At 70.8% G+C, this 16,182-nt stretch carries 18 protein-coding genes; 6 read left to right on the top strand and 12 right to left on the bottom strand.

Annotation, left to right across the window (positions count from 1 at the left end; all coding sequences use genetic code 11):
• Positions 1-278: 278 nt before the first annotated feature.
• The gene (locus tag QR77_RS02685; RefSeq protein WP_107069052.1) at positions 279-1,589 is read left to right on the top strand and encodes a geranylgeranyl reductase family protein; all 1,311 of its coding nucleotides are present in this window, start codon (positions 279-281) and stop codon (positions 1,587-1,589) included.
• 120 nt (positions 1,590-1,709) lie between these two features.
• Here QR77_RS02685 and QR77_RS02680 read toward each other — a convergent pair whose 3' ends face one another.
• A complete protein-coding gene (locus QR77_RS02680) occupies positions 1,710-2,162 on the bottom strand; it encodes a nitroreductase family deazaflavin-dependent oxidoreductase (protein ID WP_040019472.1) in 453 nt (150 codons plus the stop codon).
• 143 nt (positions 2,163-2,305) lie between these two features.
• On the opposite strand from QR77_RS02680, the gene QR77_RS02675 reads away from it, so the two are divergent.
• Complete coding sequence (locus QR77_RS02675; RefSeq protein WP_040019471.1) at positions 2,306-3,001, top strand: TetR/AcrR family transcriptional regulator; 696 nt, start codon at positions 2,306-2,308, stop codon at positions 2,999-3,001.
• A 20-nt stretch (positions 3,002-3,021) separates the two neighbouring features.
• Here the strand turns inward: QR77_RS02675 and QR77_RS02670 are convergent, their stop codons facing one another.
• From QR77_RS02670 to QR77_RS02660, 3 genes are all read right to left on the bottom strand, one after another.
• Entirely contained in the window at positions 3,022-3,378 is a 357-nt protein-coding gene (locus QR77_RS02670; RefSeq protein WP_040019470.1) for a nuclear transport factor 2 family protein, read from the bottom strand.
• Between the two features lie 35 nt (positions 3,379-3,413).
• Positions 3,414-3,869: a MarR family transcriptional regulator gene (locus QR77_RS42020; RefSeq protein WP_078877736.1), complete on the bottom strand. Its 456-nt coding sequence runs from the start codon at positions 3,867-3,869 to the stop codon at positions 3,414-3,416.
• 111 nt (positions 3,870-3,980) lie between these two features.
• Positions 3,981-4,433 carry an Lrp/AsnC family transcriptional regulator gene (locus tag QR77_RS02660; RefSeq protein ID WP_078876452.1) on the bottom strand — a complete coding sequence of 151 codons (453 nt, stop codon included), beginning with the start codon at positions 4,431-4,433 and terminating at the stop codon, positions 3,981-3,983.
• Positions 4,434-4,578: 145 nt separating this feature from the next.
• Here QR77_RS02660 and QR77_RS02655 point away from each other — a divergent pair, with 145 nt between their 5' ends.
• A complete protein-coding gene (locus QR77_RS02655) occupies positions 4,579-5,571 on the top strand; it encodes a DMT family transporter (protein ID WP_078876451.1) in 993 nt (330 codons plus the stop codon).
• Positions 5,572-5,601: 30 nt separating this feature from the next.
• On the opposite strand, the gene QR77_RS02650 is transcribed toward QR77_RS02655, so the two are convergent.
• The 3 genes from QR77_RS02650 to QR77_RS02640 are packed head-to-tail and all read right to left on the bottom strand — an operon-like array spanning position 5,602 to position 7,969.
• Positions 5,602-5,877, bottom strand: a complete 276-nt coding sequence (locus QR77_RS02650) for a DUF6332 family protein (RefSeq protein WP_040019468.1) — start codon at positions 5,875-5,877, stop codon at positions 5,602-5,604.
• 41 nt (positions 5,878-5,918) lie between these two features.
• Positions 5,919-6,665 (bottom strand): maleylpyruvate isomerase family mycothiol-dependent enzyme, encoded by a 747-nt coding sequence (locus QR77_RS02645; RefSeq protein WP_040019467.1) that lies wholly within the window; start codon positions 6,663-6,665, stop codon positions 5,919-5,921.
• 26 nt (positions 6,666-6,691) lie between these two features.
• On the bottom strand, positions 6,692-7,969 hold the full coding sequence (locus QR77_RS02640; protein ID WP_040019465.1) for an MFS transporter: 1,278 nt from the start codon (positions 7,967-7,969) through the stop codon (positions 6,692-6,694).
• Positions 7,970-8,044: 75 nt separating this feature from the next.
• On the opposite strand from QR77_RS02640, the gene QR77_RS02635 reads away from it, so the two are divergent.
• On the top strand, positions 8,045-9,262 hold the full coding sequence (locus tag QR77_RS02635) for an ROK family protein (RefSeq protein ID WP_040019464.1): 1,218 nt from the start codon (positions 8,045-8,047) through the stop codon (positions 9,260-9,262).
• A gap of 71 nt (positions 9,263-9,333) precedes the next feature.
• Here the strand turns inward: QR77_RS02635 and QR77_RS02630 are convergent, their stop codons facing one another.
• The 3 genes from QR77_RS02630 to QR77_RS02620 all read right to left on the bottom strand — a co-directional run bounded on the left by QR77_RS02630 (position 9,334) and on the right by QR77_RS02620 (position 11,750).
• Positions 9,334-10,266, bottom strand: a complete 933-nt coding sequence (locus tag QR77_RS02630; protein WP_052488481.1) for a phosphotriesterase — start codon at positions 10,264-10,266, stop codon at positions 9,334-9,336.
• Positions 10,267-10,506: 240 nt separating this feature from the next.
• The gene (locus tag QR77_RS02625; protein WP_078876450.1) at positions 10,507-11,031 is read right to left on the bottom strand and encodes an ATP-binding protein; all 525 of its coding nucleotides are present in this window, start codon (positions 11,029-11,031) and stop codon (positions 10,507-10,509) included.
• A 401-nt stretch (positions 11,032-11,432) separates the two neighbouring features.
• Positions 11,433-11,750, bottom strand: coding sequence for a hypothetical protein (locus QR77_RS02620; protein ID WP_040019462.1), 318 nt, complete (start codon positions 11,748-11,750; stop codon positions 11,433-11,435).
• A gap of 200 nt (positions 11,751-11,950) precedes the next feature.
• On the opposite strand from QR77_RS02620, the gene QR77_RS02615 reads away from it, so the two are divergent.
• Positions 11,951-13,087 carry a PLP-dependent cysteine synthase family protein gene (locus QR77_RS02615; RefSeq protein WP_040019461.1) on the top strand — a complete coding sequence of 379 codons (1,137 nt, stop codon included), beginning with the start codon at positions 11,951-11,953 and terminating at the stop codon, positions 13,085-13,087.
• Between the two features lie 53 nt (positions 13,088-13,140).
• Here QR77_RS02615 and QR77_RS02610 read toward each other — a convergent pair whose 3' ends face one another.
• Positions 13,141-14,040: a DUF3048 domain-containing protein gene (locus QR77_RS02610; protein WP_040019460.1), complete on the bottom strand. Its 900-nt coding sequence runs from the start codon at positions 14,038-14,040 to the stop codon at positions 13,141-13,143.
• A gap of 252 nt (positions 14,041-14,292) precedes the next feature.
• Here QR77_RS02610 and QR77_RS02605 point away from each other — a divergent pair, with 252 nt between their 5' ends.
• Positions 14,293-15,501, top strand: a complete 1,209-nt coding sequence (locus QR77_RS02605; RefSeq protein WP_347359765.1) for a cytochrome P450 — start codon at positions 14,293-14,295, stop codon at positions 15,499-15,501.
• 110 nt (positions 15,502-15,611) lie between these two features.
• Here the strand turns inward: QR77_RS02605 and QR77_RS02600 are convergent, their stop codons facing one another.
• Positions 15,612-16,082 carry an SRPBCC family protein gene (locus tag QR77_RS02600; RefSeq protein ID WP_040027167.1) on the bottom strand — a complete coding sequence of 157 codons (471 nt, stop codon included), beginning with the start codon at positions 16,080-16,082 and terminating at the stop codon, positions 15,612-15,614.
• Positions 16,083-16,182 lie beyond the last annotated feature (100 nt).

The raw sequence follows: 16,182 nt of genomic DNA, 5'->3' as shown, positions 1-16,182 counted from the left end.
CCTGTCCGGCGGATCTTCGCGGGCCCGGAACGCTTGGTACGGCACCTCGCTGCGTTGTCGGATTCGTCCAAGTACGTCCAGTACGAGGACGATCCTCCGCCTTGCGATGCACCGCACCAGACGCCCCGGGCTGATCCGCGAAGATCCGCCGGACAGGGCCCAGTCCCTCGTCGGACGAAGGCAGTGTTGATCCTCCCACAGCGGGTTGACGCGGCTCGCGCCGTAGGATGCCGTTCGACAGCACGGGTCACCGGTCGAATCAGGAGCAGAAGCACATCGTGAGCAGCGAGAACGCAGACGCCGGAAGCGAGCACGACGAGCCGGTGTGGGATGTCGTCGTGGTCGGCGCAGGACCGGCGGGAGCGTCAGCGGCATATGCCGCGGCGGTCGCCGGCCGCAAGGTGCTGCTGCTGGAGAAAGCCGAGTTGCCCCGCTACAAGACATGTGGCGGCGGCATCATCGGGCCTTCGAGGGACTCGCTGCCTCCGGGCTTCGAGCTGCCGCTCAAGGACCGTGTGCACGCGGTCACTTTCTCGCTGAACGGCAAACTTGCCCGCACCCGCCGCTCGAAGCGCATGATCTTCGGGCTCATCAACCGCCCGGAGTTCGACGCGAGTCTGGTCGAACACGCGCAGAAGGCCGGGGCCGAGCTCCGTACGGGAGCGACGGTCACCCGGGTCGAGCAGCACGGCCCCGCCGTGCCCGACCGGCGTACGGTCGCCGTCGTCCTCGCGGACGGCGGGACGGTCCTGGCGCGGGCGGTGATCGGCGCCGACGGGAGCGCGAGCCGTATAGGCGCCCACGTCGGCGTCAAACTCGACCAGGTGGACCTGGGCCTGGAGGCCGAGATCCCCGTACCGGCGACGGTCGCCGAGGACTGGGCGGGCCGGGTCCTGATCGACTGGGGCCCGCTGCCCGGCAGCTACGGCTGGGTCTTCCCCAAGGGCGACACGCTCACCGTCGGGGTGATCTCGGCGCGCGGCGAGGGCGCCGCGACCAAGCGCTATCTGGAGGACTTCGTGGCCCGGCTCGGGCTCGCCGGGTTCGAGCCGTCCGTTTCCTCGGGACACCTGACGCGCTGCCGCAGCGACGACTCGCCGCTGTCGCGCGGCCGGGTACTGGTGTGCGGGGACGCGGCGGGACTGCTGGAGCCGTGGACCAGGGAAGGGATCTCCTTCGCGCTGCGGTCGGGGCGGCTCGCGGGTGAGTGGGCGGTCCGGATCTCGGAGTCGCACGACGCGGTGGACGCGCGCCGTCAGGCGCTGAACTACGCGTTCGCCATCAAGGCGGGGCTCGGTGTCGAGATGGCGGTGGGGCGGCGGATGCTCGGCGTCTTCGAGCGCCGTCCGGGCCTGCTGCACGCGGCGATCACGGGGCTGCGTCCGGCGTGGAACGCGTTCGCCGACATCGCCCGTGGCTCGACCACGCTGGCCTCGCTGGTGCGGACGCATCCGCTGGCCAGGCGCGCGCTCGACATCCTGGACCGCAAGCAGGCAGCGGCCGCGGCGACGGCGGCTGCCGCTGCCGCCGAGGAGGACGGCGCCGCCGAGCACAGTCACACGGCGGCGGAGGCCGGCTCGCCGGAGTGAGCGGCGGGTGAACGGGCTGGTGGCGCCCGGGCGGGTCGTGCGAGAGCGGTGTCGCACGGGGGCCGGTGCGGCGAGGGCCGGTGGAGCGGGGCGGGGACGACATGTTCTCGCCCCCGCCGGTCAGGACGTCATCGTGATCACGAAGACCGGGTGGTCGGGGGCCGAAGCGATGATCTCCTCGTCGGAGGACTTCGCGGTGACCCCCTGGAAGTACTGGTCGACCTCCCAGCCCCAGCGCTCCAGGTAGGTCCGCAGGATCGGGAGCTTCTCGCTGTCGGGAAGTGCCCGTGCGGTGAAGGTCCTGACCTTGCGGCCGGTGCGCAGTTCGCCGCCGCCGGCCGCGGCCATGTTGCGTACCCACTGGGAGTGGCCGCGCGCCGAGACCAGGTACTGGACGTCCTGGTGCGTGTGCAGATTGACGGGGACGCGCTGGAGCTGACCGCTCTTGCGGCCGCGTACGGAGAGTTCGGTCGTGCCCATGAAGCTCAGGCCGTGGCGTGCGAGCCAGCCGACGGCGCTGTTCAGGCGGATGGTGAGCGGGCTGCCCTTGAGGTAGTACGGCTGCGATGTCATGGCGGGGCTCCTTCCGGATGCTGGTGCGAGAGCGGCGAGAGCACTGCTCTCGCTTGAGAGCAGTGTGCACAGAATCGGCGCTCTAAAGCAAGAGCGGTGCTCTCTCTTTTGATCGCCGCTCCGCATGTGGCACACTGATCCGCATGTCGACCATCCGTGGGGCCAGGGACCGGGCCCGTGACGAAGTCACGGCGGCCATCAAGGACGAGGCGCGCAGACAGCTCGCCGCCGACGGCGCCGCCAAGCTCTCGCTGCGCGCCGTCGCCCGCGAGCTGGGCATGGTGTCGTCGGCGCTCTACCGCTACTTCCCCAGCCGCGACGACCTGCTGACCGAGCTCATCATCGACGCCTACGACGAGGTGGGCTCCGCCGCCGAACAGGCACTGGCGGCCGCGCACGCCGCCGACAACCTGGGCCGCTGGACCGCCACCTGCTCGGGCGTCCGCCGCTGGGCACACGCCCGCCCCCATGAGTACGCCCTGATCTACGGCTCACCCGTCCCCGGCTACGTGGCGCCCCAGCGTACGGTCGGCCCGGCGTCCCGCGTCGCGCTCGCCCTGATCTCCGTCGCGACCGACGCCCACGAATCGGGCGGCATCGCACTCCCGCCCGTCTCGGACGGCCTGCGCCCCGAGGCGCGCCGGGTGACGGAGCAGCTCGCCCTCAGGCTGCCACCGGAGGTGACGGCCGCACTGATCGCGGCCTGGGCCCAGCTCTTCGGCCTGATCTCCTTCGAACTCTTCGGCCAGTTCAACAATGTCGTGGAGGAGAGGGACGAATTCTTCCTGCACGCCGCACGCCGCCTCGGCGAGAACGTCGGCCTACTGCCGGGCCGTTGAGGGCGCACCGTTGTGGGCGGTCACCCGCTCCGGCGGCCGAGGGCGGACACTCCCCACAGCTCCGCGATCCGTCCCTGACGCACGCGGAAGATCTCCATCATGGCGGGCGCGGCCTCCCGCTCACTGCCCGGAACTCCGTGCAGCAGTGAGCGAACGGCGACCTTGTCGCCGTCCACGAGCATGTCCTCGACGGTGACCCGGATGTCCGGACAGGCGGCGAAGAGGCCGGACCAGGCCTGGGCGACCGGCGCGATGCCGGTCGTCCCGAGTGGGTGACTCACGAAGTCCCCGGCGAGGACCGCGTTCAGGTTGCTGAGATCTCGCGCGTTGAAGGCCTCGTACATGCGAAGTCCGACGGTCTTGGTTTCGGCTGTCATCGAACTGTCCTCGGTCCCGTGGAGGGGAGGGGCGGCTACGTGTCGTCGTCGCCGGTGATCCGGTCGACATTGGCGCTCAGGCGCCGCAGGGCGCGGCGGAGATTCCGCTGTTCGCGCGGGGCGATGCCGTCGAGCAGCCTGTGCTGGAACTCCTGGTGCCGTTGGTCCAGTTCGGCGGCGGCGCCCTCGCCGGCGGGTGTCAGGCTCGCCAGGACGTAGCGGTTGTCCTCCGGGTCCACGCGCCGGGTGACCAGCCCCTCGGACTCGAATTCCTTGACGAGGCGGGTCACGCTGGCGCCGTCGAGCGAGACGATGCCGCGCAGGTCGCTGTGGCTGGTCTCGCCCGCCTTCCGCAGCGTCATCAGCATCCGCAGCCGGGGCAGGCTCATTCCCACATGCTGTGCGAACGCCTGGCGCGTCTTGCCGTACGCCGAGGCCAGCTCCGTGAAGAACGCGTCCTCGGCGCTCCCATCGCTCCCTTGTTCCGTCATCAGCCCCTCGTCGCGCACCACTACTTGATGGCATCAACTCTTGATGCCATCAAGAGTATAGACGCGCCAAGGCCGGCTCGGTGAAGGAGGCTGCCCCGGCTCCGCCGCCGCTCAGGCCGGTGCGACGACCTTGCGGCTCATGTGGGAGTAGATGACGGAGGTGCGTACGTCGGCGAGTTCCGGGCGTTTGGTCAGTTCGTCGAGGACCACCGAGTGCAAGTGATCGGTATCCCGGACGGCGACGTGGATCAGGAAGTCGTCGGCGCCGGTGAGTACGAACACCGAGACCACCTCGGGCATGCGCTCGACGAACGAGCGGAACTCCTCGATCGCCTGGCGGCTCGGTGGCCGCACCCGTACCGCGATCATCGCTTCCAGGCTCCGCCCGAGCGAGGGCAGGTCCACCTCGGCGCGGAAGCCGAGCAGGATGCCCCGGGCGCGCAGCGAGCGTACCCGCTCCAGGCAGGTGGACGGCGCGATGCCGAGCTCTCTCGCGAGATCACGATTGCTGCGCCGACCATCCTCCTGGAGCAACCGGACAAGCGCCGAATCTAGTTCGTCCACGATCAGTCATCCCTTGGCTAAACCGAATGAAATTCGTTGAGCGTCTCAGAGTGCCGCCCATCTGCTACTTTCACAATCCTTCGTGGGATCAATCGACGTCGATCCGGCCTGATTTCCGAACGGCCGGACATGAGGGAAGGCATAGATGGCGACAGAGAACGCAGTCCGCAGGACGAGCGCGGACGAGACACCGCCCGTCGCTGCGGAGCCGATTGACGAGCCCGGCGCCCGCGCCTCGGACGTCCAGGACGCACGGCGCACCAAAACCCTGTCCATCTGCGCCGTCACCGGCGCCGCCCTGCTGTGGAGCAGTTCCTACGCCGTCACGAAGAAAGTGCTGTCCGACGTCGGCCCGCTCACCACCGGCGCCCTGCGATTCACACTGGCCGCGCTGCTGCTCCTGGCGATGATCCGGCTTCTGGCGGCCAGGCGGCGGCGTCCCGTCGAGCGACCCAGGGGCCGGCAGCGCCTGCTGACCTGGCTCAGCGGGCTGCTCGGCATAACGGTGTACTTCATCCTGGAGAACTTCGGCGTCGAGATGTCCACGGCGTCCGACGCCTCACTCATCGTGGCCTCGTATCCGCTCATGACCATGCTGTTGGAGCTGGTGGTGTTTCGCGTTCGTATGCCGCTGATCCGGGTCGTCGCCGTGCTGCTCGCCGCCGCCGGCGCGTACCTCGTGGTCCGCAACGGAGCGGCCGTGGGCGGCAGTCAACGCTGGACCGGCGACATCCTGCTGCTGCTCGGCGGGCTGGTCTGGGCGCTCTACAACATGGTGAGCAGGCTCGCGGGAGGACGTGACGCCATCAGTGTGACCTACCACCAGATGACGGCCGGCGCGGCGGGCTTCCTGGTCGCGTCCCTCTTCGAGTCGTCCGACTGGTCGGTGCCCTCCCCGACGAGCGCGGCGCTGCTGGTCTACCTCGCCGTCGGCTGCTCGGTCGCGGGATTCCTCCTCTACAACTACGGTCTCCAGGCCCTGAAATCCTCTGTCGCCGTCAACATCCTCAATCTCGTCCCCGCGTTCGGTGTGCTCGGAGCCGTGCTCATAGACGGGGAGAGCGTCCAACTCACCCAGGCGGCGGGCGGAGTTGTCATCGTCGGAGGCGTCATGCTCGGCCTGATCGACAGAACCTAGGAGTTCTCGGGAGTCCTCAGCCGGCGTTGCTCAGGCCCTTGTACGGCCCGGCAGTTCGGCCTGGGGGGCAGCCGGTCGCCGGGAGAAGCGCCACAGGACGTGCACCACGCGCGCCACGAAGGCGATGACGGCGACGACTCCGCCGGTGAAGAACAGCGCGAGGTCCACGGGGTGCGGCAGGTCCAGGAACCATGTCGGCGCCGCCAGTCCCAGAAAGGCCGCCACCGCCACAAAGCCCGCGCTCAGCAGGGCGAAGCCGATCTCGACCGTGATGGCGTCCCGCTCCGCGCTGCTCCGTGTCCCCATGGGCCCGAGTCTGTTCGTATGCGCGGCGCGCCGCAAGGAGGTCAGACGGCGGACTTCTCGCGCCACAGCCGGGCGGGCTCCGGGTCGCCGGTGAGGGTTACGGCGGAGAGGGGCAGCCTGTTCCACAGAGCCAGCCGGAGCCGGTCGGCCGTACCGCTCAACTCGCAGTCCGCCACCCCGTCGTACGTGTCGCCCGTGGCGCGTTCCGTGTGCGGCGGCGCCGGTGACAGCCGTACCGTCCAGACGTCGTCCGTGTCGGTGGTACGTACGCGCAGCACGCGCGGTGTGTCCGTGCGGACCTGGCTCTTGGGGCGGCCGTGGAAGCAGTTCAGCAACTCGTCGATCCCGTCCGCGGCGAAATCGGCGTCGGTCGCCGTGGTGTCCCTGGCGAGGGCCGACTCGGCGTCGGCGCGGTGGACCGATGTCTCGTGTGCCTGGCGCCTCGCCCAGAACGCCAGTGGGCTCGGGGCGGGCATGAACGTCCAGCACTCCAGGTCCGCAGGAGCCGCACCGAGCGCGGCGACCAGACGCGCGTGCCCCTCGCGGAACCACTCGATCAGTTCCGCCCCGTCGAGAGCGGGCGCGGGGTCGCGCTGCCGGGGGGAGGTGAGGCCCTCGGCGACGATGCCGGTCGCCCAGCGGTGGACCGCGCCGGTGTGCCGCAGCAGATCGCGGATCCGCCATCCCTCGCAGGTGGCGATCCGGGCTTCGGGACCGGCCAGTTCGGCCGCGGTCGCCAGCAGCCGCCCTTCACGGTCGGTGTGGGCGAGGTGGGCGGCGGTCTTCATGGCGTCATTGTGCCCGCCGGGGCCGGTTAGGCCTGAGCCGAGGGCACCGATACGTTCCGCGCCACGTGCCCGATGAGGGCGGCGGCCGCCGCCAGCGCCGCGACCGTGGTCAGGGCGATGGGCAGCGTGAGCCAGTCGGTGAGGAAGCCGATCGCCGGCGGGCCGAGCAGCATGCCGCCGTAGCCCAGCGTGGAGGCGGCGGCGACCCCGCCGGGACCGGCGAGCTTGCCCGCGCGCCCGATGGCGACCGGGAAGATGTTGGCGAGCCCGAGGCCCGCGACCGCGTAACCGAGCAGAGCGAGCCATACGGCTGGTGCGAGCGCGCCGACCAGCATGCCGAGCGCGGCCATGGTGCCGCCGGTGACCAGGGTGCGCGTCTGGCCGAGCCGCTCCTGAAGGAACGTGCCCGAGAGGCGCCCGATCATCATGGTGAGGGCGAAGAGGGTGTACCCGGCGGCCGCGACCCCCGCCGTCGCGCCGAGGTCGTCGGCGAGATGCAGCGCGCTCCAGTCGGCCATGGCGCCTTCGCCGTACGCCGTGCACAGGGCGATCACACCGAACAGGATGACCAACCGCCGCGCACGACCTGCGAGTTTCCCCGGCGCGGCAGCCGCCCCCGGCCCGGTCGAGGGCCTCGCGAGGGAGTCGTCCGCGAGGATGTCGTGGGTGACCGGCGCCGCCTGCCGCAGCAGGACCGGAGCCGCCGAGGCCGTGACGATCAGGCCGAGCGAGGTCAGCGCGAACAGGTGCACGGCGGGGGAGAGGTGGCCGGCCACCAGCCCGCCGAGACCGGCCCCGACCATGCCGCCGAGGCTGTAGGCGGCGTGGAAGCTGGAGATCACCGGGCGGCGGAGGGCCGCGACGACATCGACCGCGGTGCTGTTCATCGCGACGTTCAGCCCGCCGTAGGCGGCGCCGAACACCACGAGCACCAGGCCGAGCGCCGGCGCCGAGTGGGTGTGCGGCGGGAGCGCGACACTCAGCGAGACCAGGACGGCACACGCCACCGTCGCCGGTCGGCTGCCGAAGCGCCGGCACAGCCGTCCTGTCACCATCATCGTGACGACGGCGCCCGCCGAGACCCCGAGCAGCGCCAGCCCCAGGGCGCTCGCCGAGGCGTGGGTCTGCTGCTTGATGGCGGGGATACGGACCACCCAGCCCGCGAACACGAAACCGTCGACCGCGAAGAACACGGTGAGCGCGACCCGTAGCCGTTTCAGGGAGGCGTCCGCCACGGTGGCTTCGCGCCGGCCCCGCTCGCGATCCGGGGCGGGGGCCGTTCCTAGTTTGTTTATTCGGGGCACAAAAGCAGCATAGGACGGGGTCGCGTTCCGGACAAGGCGCCCGCCGGGCCTGCGGATCATGGGAGACTCGGCCCCATGAACGGCAAGGCGACCACCACCCGGACGAAGCTGGAGCGAGGCCGAGGCGCGCTCGGCCCGGCACTGGAACTGGTCCACACCGGCCGCGCGCCCACCCGTGCCGTACTCACGGCCGAGCTGGGCGTCACCCGCGCCACGGCCGGCGCCGTCGCCGCGGAACTCGAAGCCCTGGGCCTGATCCACGTCGACTCCCGCCCGGGCGCCGCCGCCGGCTCGCAGGGAAGGCCCTCGCACCGGCTGTCCGTCGACGACGACGGGCCCGTGGCGCTCGCCGCCCAGGTCCACGCCGACGGCTACCGCGCCGCGCTGGTCGGGCTCGGCGGCCGGATCGTCGCCACAGCGCCGGTGCACAGTACGGTGACGGCCGACCCGGCCCATGTGCTCGGCGAGGTCGTCGAAGCCGGCGCCGTCCTGCTGCGCGAGAGCGGACGGCGCTGCGTGGGCGCGGGGCTCGCCGTACCCTCGGCCGTCGCCGAGCCGGAGGGCACGGCCCTCAACCCGATGCACATCGCATGGCCGGCGGGCGCGCCCGTCCGCGACATCTTCGCCGAGCGGGTGCGCGCGGCGGGCATCGAGGGCCCCGCCTTCACCGCCAACGACGTGAACCTCGCCGCCCTCGCCGAACACCGGCACGGCGCGGGCCGGGGCGCCCAGCATCTGCTGTGCGTCGCCACCGGACACCGGGGCGTCGGCGGCGCGCTGGTCCTCGACGGCCGCCTGCACACCGGCAGTTCGGGGCTCGCGCTGGAGGTCGGCCACCTCACGGTCAACCCCGAGGGACGGCCCTGCTCCTGCGGCGGCAGGGGCTGCCTGGACGTCGAGGCCGACCCGCTCGCCTTCCTCACGGCGGCGGGTCGCACCCCGGGCCCCGAGGTGTCCCTGTTGCGGCAGTCGTACGACCTGCTCCACACGGAGTACGCGGATCACGCCGTACGCCGCGCCACCGGCGAACTGATCGACCGGCTGGGCCTCGGCCTGGCCGGGCTGGTCAACATCCTCAATCCCGACCGCATCATCCTCGGCGGGCTCCACCGCGAACTGCTCGAAGCCGACCCGGACCGGCTCCGCGCCGTCGTCGCCGACCGCAGCCTGTGGGGCCGCAGCGGCGGTGTGCCGATCCTGGCCTGCACACTCGACCACAACAGCCTTGTCGGCGCGGGCGAGATGGCGTGGCAGCCGGTGCTCGACGACCCACTGGGCGCGCTCGTACGGTGAGTTGAGGCGCCGGCTCGGCGCCGGCTCCGCGTCGCCTCAGTGCCGGTTCAGTGTCCCGGCGGATCTCGGGGTCACTGCTGGGGCAGCCAGGCCGCGCCCAGGGCGCGCGCCGGGTTCGCGGTCAGGATCTGCTTCATCAGCGTTTCGCCCAGGGTGAGTTCGAGCTTCGGGCGCAGCCGCCTCAGCAGATAGGGCAGGCCCGGAGTGCTCGGTACGGTCGTATCACCGCCCAGCAGCAGCCGGTCGCCGAAGCCTGCGTCGGTCAGTGCGGCGAGCTGGTCGGCGAGCCGCCAGTCGGTGGCGTGGTTGGCGCGTGACGGGCCGTCAAATGCCAGGTAGGCGCCGGACAGTGCCGCCTGATGCTGGGCCACCCGGTCGGGGAAGCGTCCGAGATGGCCGAGGATCACCCGCTCGGGCGCCACCTCCAACTCCCCGCAGAGCACGTCGAGTACGTCCAACGCGCCCGTCCCCAGCTCCAGATGGACCGCGATGGGGGAGCCCGTACGGTGATGGGCCCGCGCCGCAGCCGTCATCGTGTACCGCGCGTGGGCGTCGATCCCGTGGAAGGCGCCGGCCACCTTGATCAGGCCGGCCCTGATGCCCGTTCCCGCGATCCCCTCCGTCAGCTCGGCGACGAACAGGTTCTCAAGCCCTCCGTCGCCCGCCTTCCTGAGCGTCGCCGCGTCGTAGTGCGCGCTCTGGTGCAGGCCGGTGGCGGCGACGAGATGGACGTCCTCCGCCCGGGACAGCGCGGCCAGTTCCCGGGGCTCACGGCCCAGGCCGTACGGCGTCCACTGCGCGACGGCCCGTCCGCCCGCCTCGCGGAAGGCGCGCAGCCGTATCGCCGCCGCCGCGGGGTCGTTCAGCTCCTGGCCGGCCAACTGCGGGGACCGGAGGAAGAGATGGTCGTGCGCGTCGCAGACGCCGAGATCGGCCGGTGCGATGTCGCCGAGGACCGTGCGTATCCGGGGGCCGTCGGTGGGCTTGGACGGCGTGGAGTCCATCGGTGCTCGCTCCTGGTCGGTGAGGACGTGGTGGGCAGGGCCAGGGGAGTGATTGTACCTACTGGTATGTACAACATCCGGGCGGGGTTGGCGAGGTGCACGGGGCGAACGGGGCGAGCGGGGCAGACAGGTGAGGGGCGGGACGCCTCCACTGCGTCCCGCCCCTCGCCTGTCCGTTCCGCCCTGGCGACCCCGCCCCGTGACCGGCGGCGGCCCCTCCCGTCGACGGAGACCGTCAGTTCAGCCGACCACGGCCGCCCGGACGGCCGCCGGTCCCTCTTCCCTGGCGAAGACGCTGATCTCCGCACCCCCGAAGGGGCCGTCGGTCATCGCCCCGTACACCGCGTGGGCGGGCAGCGCCACGGCGGAGAGTGGTGCGGGGAGGGTGAACCAGATGCTTTTTCCCGTATCGCCCCGGGGCCGTATGCCCCAGCTCTCGCTGACCGAGGCGATCAGCGCGAGTCCGCGCCCGCAGGTGTCGAACTGGCCGGCCTGGACGACCGCGGGGATCCGGGGGTCGTGGTCGCTGACCGAGACGGTGAGCCGGTCGAGCAGGAACTCGATGTCGACCGTGCACATTTTGTCCGGCTGTGCGTGCCGGTGGACGTTGGTCAGCAGCTCGGTGACTCCGAGCGCCGCTCGATCGATCAAAGGGTCGAGATGCCAGTAGCGCAGTTGCGCCGAAACGATTCTGCGGACTTGGCCGATCCGCGACGGCAGGGCATGGAGCTCCACCGCGCAGTGCCTGCTTGGCTGGCTGATCACGGCTGCGACTCCCCGAATGAGGTCCGAGAAAGACGGAGGATCGGATCCAGCAGGTGGCCCGCTCGGTCATCTGCTGTTCTGGACCCGGCGGAGGGCTGGTTCGCAGCGTCACCACCGGTTCACCCTGAGTGATGTGACCAGAGTGAACCAGGGTGCGCGGCTCCGCAACTCGCGTGCTAATGGCGCAGGGCCGTTCGGCCCCGCGCCACGGTCTCCCGGGCCGTGTACGGCAGAGGAGACCTCGATCCGGATTCTCGGCAGCCGAATTCACACGACCGGGTGCGGTCGGACCGGACCCCCGTCCTCCGGCGCCCCTCCCGCGACCCTTCCGTCTTTCCGTCCCGGAGTCCTCGAGCCCCTCAGCCCCTCAGCCCCTTCGGTCCCTCAGCCCCTTCGGTCCCTCAGTCCTTCTGGCCGCCCGCCCTGCCCACGGCATCCAGGAAACGTCCCGCCAGCGCCCGCGCGTCGGGCCTGCGCCCGCGCTGCCCCATGGTCAGCCGGTACCGCGTCCCGTTGACGGTGGCCACCATGCTGCCGTCGCCGGCGAACCAGGGCCGGTCGGCCCGTACGGCTCGCACAGGTGCGCTGTCGATCACCCGGCCGTAACTGTTCAGCAGGGCCAGCCTGCCGTCCTGGATCAGAATCTGGCCCGCCCTGGTGAGCGAACGGGGCCACCGTTCTATCCGTACGCCTCGCGCGCTGAACTCCGGCTCTGACATGACCGCTCAGCCCCCTCCGTGCCGTTTTCTATCCGAAGTCTGCCCAAGTATCGGTCCATAAGCCAGACCGCCTCCGCCGAGGCCCCAAAGCGACCGCCATGGGAACCCAAAGGCAACGTTTGTGCAAGTCGTGTCGGTACGGTGGGAGATGGGATACCGGGGGGTCGGGCCGGGGGTCAGCAGGACGAGGAAGGGCGCGCATGACGCAGCACGACGAGCGGGACAGAACGGACGCGGCGCTGGTCACCCTCGACATGGACCGCAGCGACCCGGGGTACCGCGCGTGGCTCAAAGAGGCCGTACGCAAGGTGCAGGCCGACGCCAACCGCTCGGCCGACACCCACCTGCTGCGCTTCCCGCTCCCCGAGCCGTGGGGCATCGACCTCTACCTGAAGGACGAATCGACCCACCCCACGGGCAGCCTCAAGCACCGGCTCGCGCGCTCCCTCTTCCTCTACGGCCTGTGCAACGGCTGGATCCGCCCCGGCAGGCCGGTGATCGAGGCGTCCAGCGGATCGACGGCCGTCTCCGAGGCGTACTTCGCGAAGCTGATCGGTGTGCCGTTCATCGCCGTCATGCCGCGCACCACCAGCCTGGAGAAGTGCCGCCTGATCGAGTTCCACGGCGGGCAGTGCCACTTCGTCGACGACTCGCGCACGCTGTACGAGGAGTCGGCGCGGCTGGCGGCGCGGACCGGCGGCCACTACATGGACCAGTTCACCTACGCGGAGCGCGCCACCGACTGGCGCGGCAACAACAACATCGCCGAATCCATGTACCAGCAGCTCAAGTTGGAGCGCTACCCGGAGCCCGCGTGGATCGTCGCGACGGCCGGCACCGGTGGCACCTCGGCGACCATCGCGCGCTACGTCCACTACATGCAGTACGACACCAGGATCTGCGTCCCCGACCCCGAGAACTCCTGTTTCTTCGACGGCTGGACCCGGCAGGACCCCCTGGCGAGCGCCGACTGCGGCTCACGCATCGAGGGCATCGGCAGGCCCCGGATGGAGCCGAGCTTCATCCCGGGCGTCATCGACCGGATGATGAAGGTGCCCGACGCGGCGAGTGTCGCCGCCGTACGCGCCCTGGAGCGGGCCATCGGGCGCAAGGCGGGCGGCTCGACCGGCACCGGGCTGTGGAGCGCGCTGATGATCATCGCCGAGATGGTCGCCGAGGGGCGCACGGGGAGTGTGGTCACGCTGCTCTGCGACCCGGGGGACCGCTATCTGGACAAGTACTACTCGGACGACTGGCTCACCGGACAGGGCATCGACATCGACCCGTACACCCGTACGCTCGACCACTTCTTGGCTAACGGCGTCTGGCCGGGGTGACCGCACGCCCGGGGCGCTCGCCCGGCCTTGCCTCTCTGCCGGTCCGGAGCCCCTCAGGCCGGCTCGAGAATGATCCAGGTCCTGCCGGGGCGCAGCGGGACCGTCCGGCCGTCCCGTGTGTACGCCGTCCCGGAACCGGCCGTGGGCCGGCTCCAGCGCACCTCGTACGACCGGCCGTCCCGGAGGACCACACCCGTACCCTGGCCGACGGTCTCGGAGAACGGCACGAATCCGGTGCGGGAACGGAAGCGCGACTCCCTGACCTTCACGTGCTGGATGATCACATTGTCGGCCGTCCAGGGTGAGCGTGAACCATCCATGGAGACCCGGTAGCGCGGCGCCTCCCAGGTGAAGGTGAACCGGGCGGCCGGCATCGCGGCCGAGGTGACGGTGGCCGGCGTACCGCCCGCCGGCGTCTTCGCCGAGAACCGCAGTCCGATGTCCTTGGCCTCGCCGGCTCCGTCCGTGAGGCCCTTGGTGTGCAGGAACTCGTTGTGCGGGACCGGCCGGGACCGGTTGCGGAAGAAGGCGCCTGTCCCGGTTCTGCTCTGGATGCCCGAGCTCTCGAGGACAGGCAGCAGCTTGCTCTGCGCGCCCGAGAACGCGAGAGCGGGCTTGTTGTACGCGGCGAGGAGCTGGAGATCCGTCTCACGGGCACTGCGCACCGGGCCGACCGTCCCGGGCAGATGACCGCTGTCGAAGACGGCCATGAGCCGGGAGAGTCCGCCCTCGACCTCGATGCCGTACACGAGGTCCGCGCTGCCCAGACCGGTCTGGGGGCGGGCCGCCCGTACGTTGTCGATCTTCACGGCCAGCACCCGGCCCGCCGTGCCCGGCTCACCGGTGAGAACCGAGCGGGCTCGCGGGCTGCTGTCGCTCCCGTCCGTGGACGAGCAGCCCACGGCGAGGGCGACGACCAGCACCCCCGCCGCCCCGAGAGATCTTCGTCTCATCACGCCTGCTCCTCATGTTCGCCCGGTCCGTCGTCCTGCTGCTGGACCATACCGGCACAGAAAACCCGATACCCGTATGAACGCGCCGCCCTGACGACCCAAAAGCAGTGCGCACGGCACTCCTCGGCGGCCGCCGCACCACCGGCGCCGAACCGCCGAGGAATCTCCCTGATACTGGAATGTGTTCCTCCGATACATGCATCCCCCCACGCACGAAGGCGAGTTATCCGTATGGCGCACCGACTGCCGCCCGTGTCCGAGCCGTTGGTCCTCGGCGACGAGATCTTCAGCGATCCGCACCGGCTGGGCGCGCTGCTCCGCGACGAGGCACCGGTCCGGCACATCACAAATCCGCGGGGCATCAGCGGCTGGCTGCTGACCCGGTACGAGGACTGCCGCGCCGCCCTCAACGACCCGCGTCTGCTGAAGGACGCCGAGCGCACGACCGAGGTCCTCGGCAAGAGTCTCGACGCCGACTCGCCGTATCTCCACCCCGCCATGCGGGCGTTGGACACACACATGCTCAATTCCGACCCGCCCGACCACACCCGGCTGCGCAAACTGGTCGGCAAGGCCTTCACACCGCGCACGGTGGCGCGGCTGCGGCCCAGGATCGAGGCGATCACCGACGAACTGCTCGACCGGATGGCCGGGCGGGAAGTCGTCGATCTCATGGAGGACTTCGCGCTTCCCGTCCCGATGACGGTCATCTGTGAACTGCTCGGAATCGACGAGGCCGACCGACCCTCGTTCCGGCGCTGGGTGCACACCATCGTGAGTTCCAATCCGGGCGCCGGCGTCGTCCCGGCCACCGAGGAGGCGCTCGCGTTCCTCGACCAACTGATCGACCGCAAGCGGGCCGAGCCCGCCGACGACCTGCTCTCCGAGCTGGTGGCGGTCACGGACGAGGGGGACCGGCTGTCCCGGTCCGAACTCATCGGTATGGCCATGCTGTTGGTGACCGCCGGCCACGACACCACGGTGAACCTCATCGGCAACGGCACGCTCGCGCTGCTGCGCGCCCCCGGCCAACTGGCCGCCCTGCGCGCCGATCCGGCGCTGCTGCCCGGCGCCGTCGAGGAACTGCTCAGGTACGACGGCTCCGTCCAACTCGCCACCTACCGGTTCACCTCCGAGCCGGTCGAGGTGGCCGGTGTGCGGATCCCTGAGGGGGAACTCGTCATGGTCTCCCTGCTGTCGGCCAACCGCGACGGCGACCGCTTCGAGGACCCCGACCGACTGGACCTGACCAGGAAGGCCACCGGACACCTGGCCTTCGGATACGGCATCCACCACTGTCTCGGCGCGCCGCTGGCCCGGCTGGAGGCACAGATCGCGATCGGACGCCTGGTCACGCGCTACGAGGGGCTTCGCCTCGCGGTCGACCCCGATTCTCTCACCTGGCGCTTCAGCACACTGATCCACGGCCTGGACACGCTGCCCGTACGCCCCGGCAGTTAGAGGCAGTTAGAGGCAGTCAGAGGCTGTCCGGGTCCGGCCTGCCGGACCTTGCCGGACCTGGCCGGGCCCGGAACCGAGCGGTCTTCCCCGGCGCGCTCATTCCGGGCCGGTCAGTGGACCAGCGTCCGGTCCAGATTCCGCACCGAGCGGCGGAAGACCCGTCCCAGTCCGGGCCTGGCCAGCCGGAGAAACGCGCGGTACGCGGCGGTGCCGTCCGCGGCGACCGTCCACAGTATCCGGGTTCCTCCACCGGCCGGTTCGAGCCGCCAGTCCTCCAACAGGGCCCGTGCGCCCGGTGCGTTGGTGCGGTCGGTGCGGTACGTGTAACGCCTGCCGGGGTCGTCGGCGAGCACCGTCTCCCAGAAGACGGTGCCGCCGCTCAGCCGGACCTGCCGGCCGCCGGGCGCGGGAGTGGCGGCGACCACTCCGGTGAACCACTGTGCCCAGTCCGCCGTCCGGTCCTCGTCGGCGAGCGCGTGGTGGACGGCGGCGGGGTCCGCGGCCATCCCGGCGCCGAACACCAGACGGACGGGCGCGGTGTCCGCGAAGTCGAGTTCGACGGGACGGAGGGAGTGGGCCATGGACATCACACCTCTGGGGGGGCGGCGCTCGATCCTGCCCGCATACCTTATTGCGGGCACGGCCGCTCTGTCCCAGGTACCGGCCATGCGGACCATCCGA

It is taken from the genome of Streptomyces sp. 150FB, assembly GCF_000818195.1.
Lineage (GTDB): Bacteria > Actinomycetota > Actinomycetes > Streptomycetales > Streptomycetaceae > Streptomyces.
The sequence above is the reverse complement of the archived record's forward strand: the minus strand, read 5'-3'. Positions and strand labels throughout refer to the sequence as shown.

Coding starts and splice junctions, on each gene's coding strand:
- QR77_RS02655 (WP_078876451.1), top strand. CDS start 4,579: ATGGCGACAGAGAACGCAGTCCGCAGGACGAGCGCGGACGAGACACCG.
- QR77_RS02670 (WP_040019470.1), bottom strand. CDS start 3,378: ATGACAGCCGAAACCAAGACCGTCGGACTTCGCATGTACGAGGCCTTC.
- QR77_RS42020 (WP_078877736.1), bottom strand. CDS start 3,869: ATGACGGAACAAGGGAGCGATGGGAGCGCCGAGGACGCGTTCTTCACG.
- QR77_RS02680 (WP_040019472.1), bottom strand. CDS start 2,162: ATGACATCGCAGCCGTACTACCTCAAGGGCAGCCCGCTCACCATCCGC.
- QR77_RS02650 (WP_040019468.1), bottom strand. CDS start 5,877: ATGGGGACACGGAGCAGCGCGGAGCGGGACGCCATCACGGTCGAGATC.
- QR77_RS02610 (WP_040019460.1), bottom strand. CDS start 14,040: ATGAGACGAAGATCTCTCGGGGCGGCGGGGGTGCTGGTCGTCGCCCTC.
- QR77_RS02645 (WP_040019467.1), bottom strand. CDS start 6,665: ATGAAGACCGCCGCCCACCTCGCCCACACCGACCGTGAAGGGCGGCTG.
- QR77_RS02675 (WP_040019471.1), top strand. CDS start 2,306: ATGTCGACCATCCGTGGGGCCAGGGACCGGGCCCGTGACGAAGTCACG.
- QR77_RS02635 (WP_040019464.1), top strand. CDS start 8,045: ATGAACGGCAAGGCGACCACCACCCGGACGAAGCTGGAGCGAGGCCGA.
- QR77_RS02600 (WP_040027167.1), bottom strand. CDS start 16,082: ATGGCCCACTCCCTCCGTCCCGTCGAACTCGACTTCGCGGACACCGCG.
- QR77_RS02615 (WP_040019461.1), top strand. CDS start 11,951: ATGACGCAGCACGACGAGCGGGACAGAACGGACGCGGCGCTGGTCACC.
- QR77_RS02620 (WP_040019462.1), bottom strand. CDS start 11,750: ATGTCAGAGCCGGAGTTCAGCGCGCGAGGCGTACGGATAGAACGGTGG.
- QR77_RS02630 (WP_052488481.1), bottom strand. CDS start 10,266: ATGGACTCCACGCCGTCCAAGCCCACCGACGGCCCCCGGATACGCACG.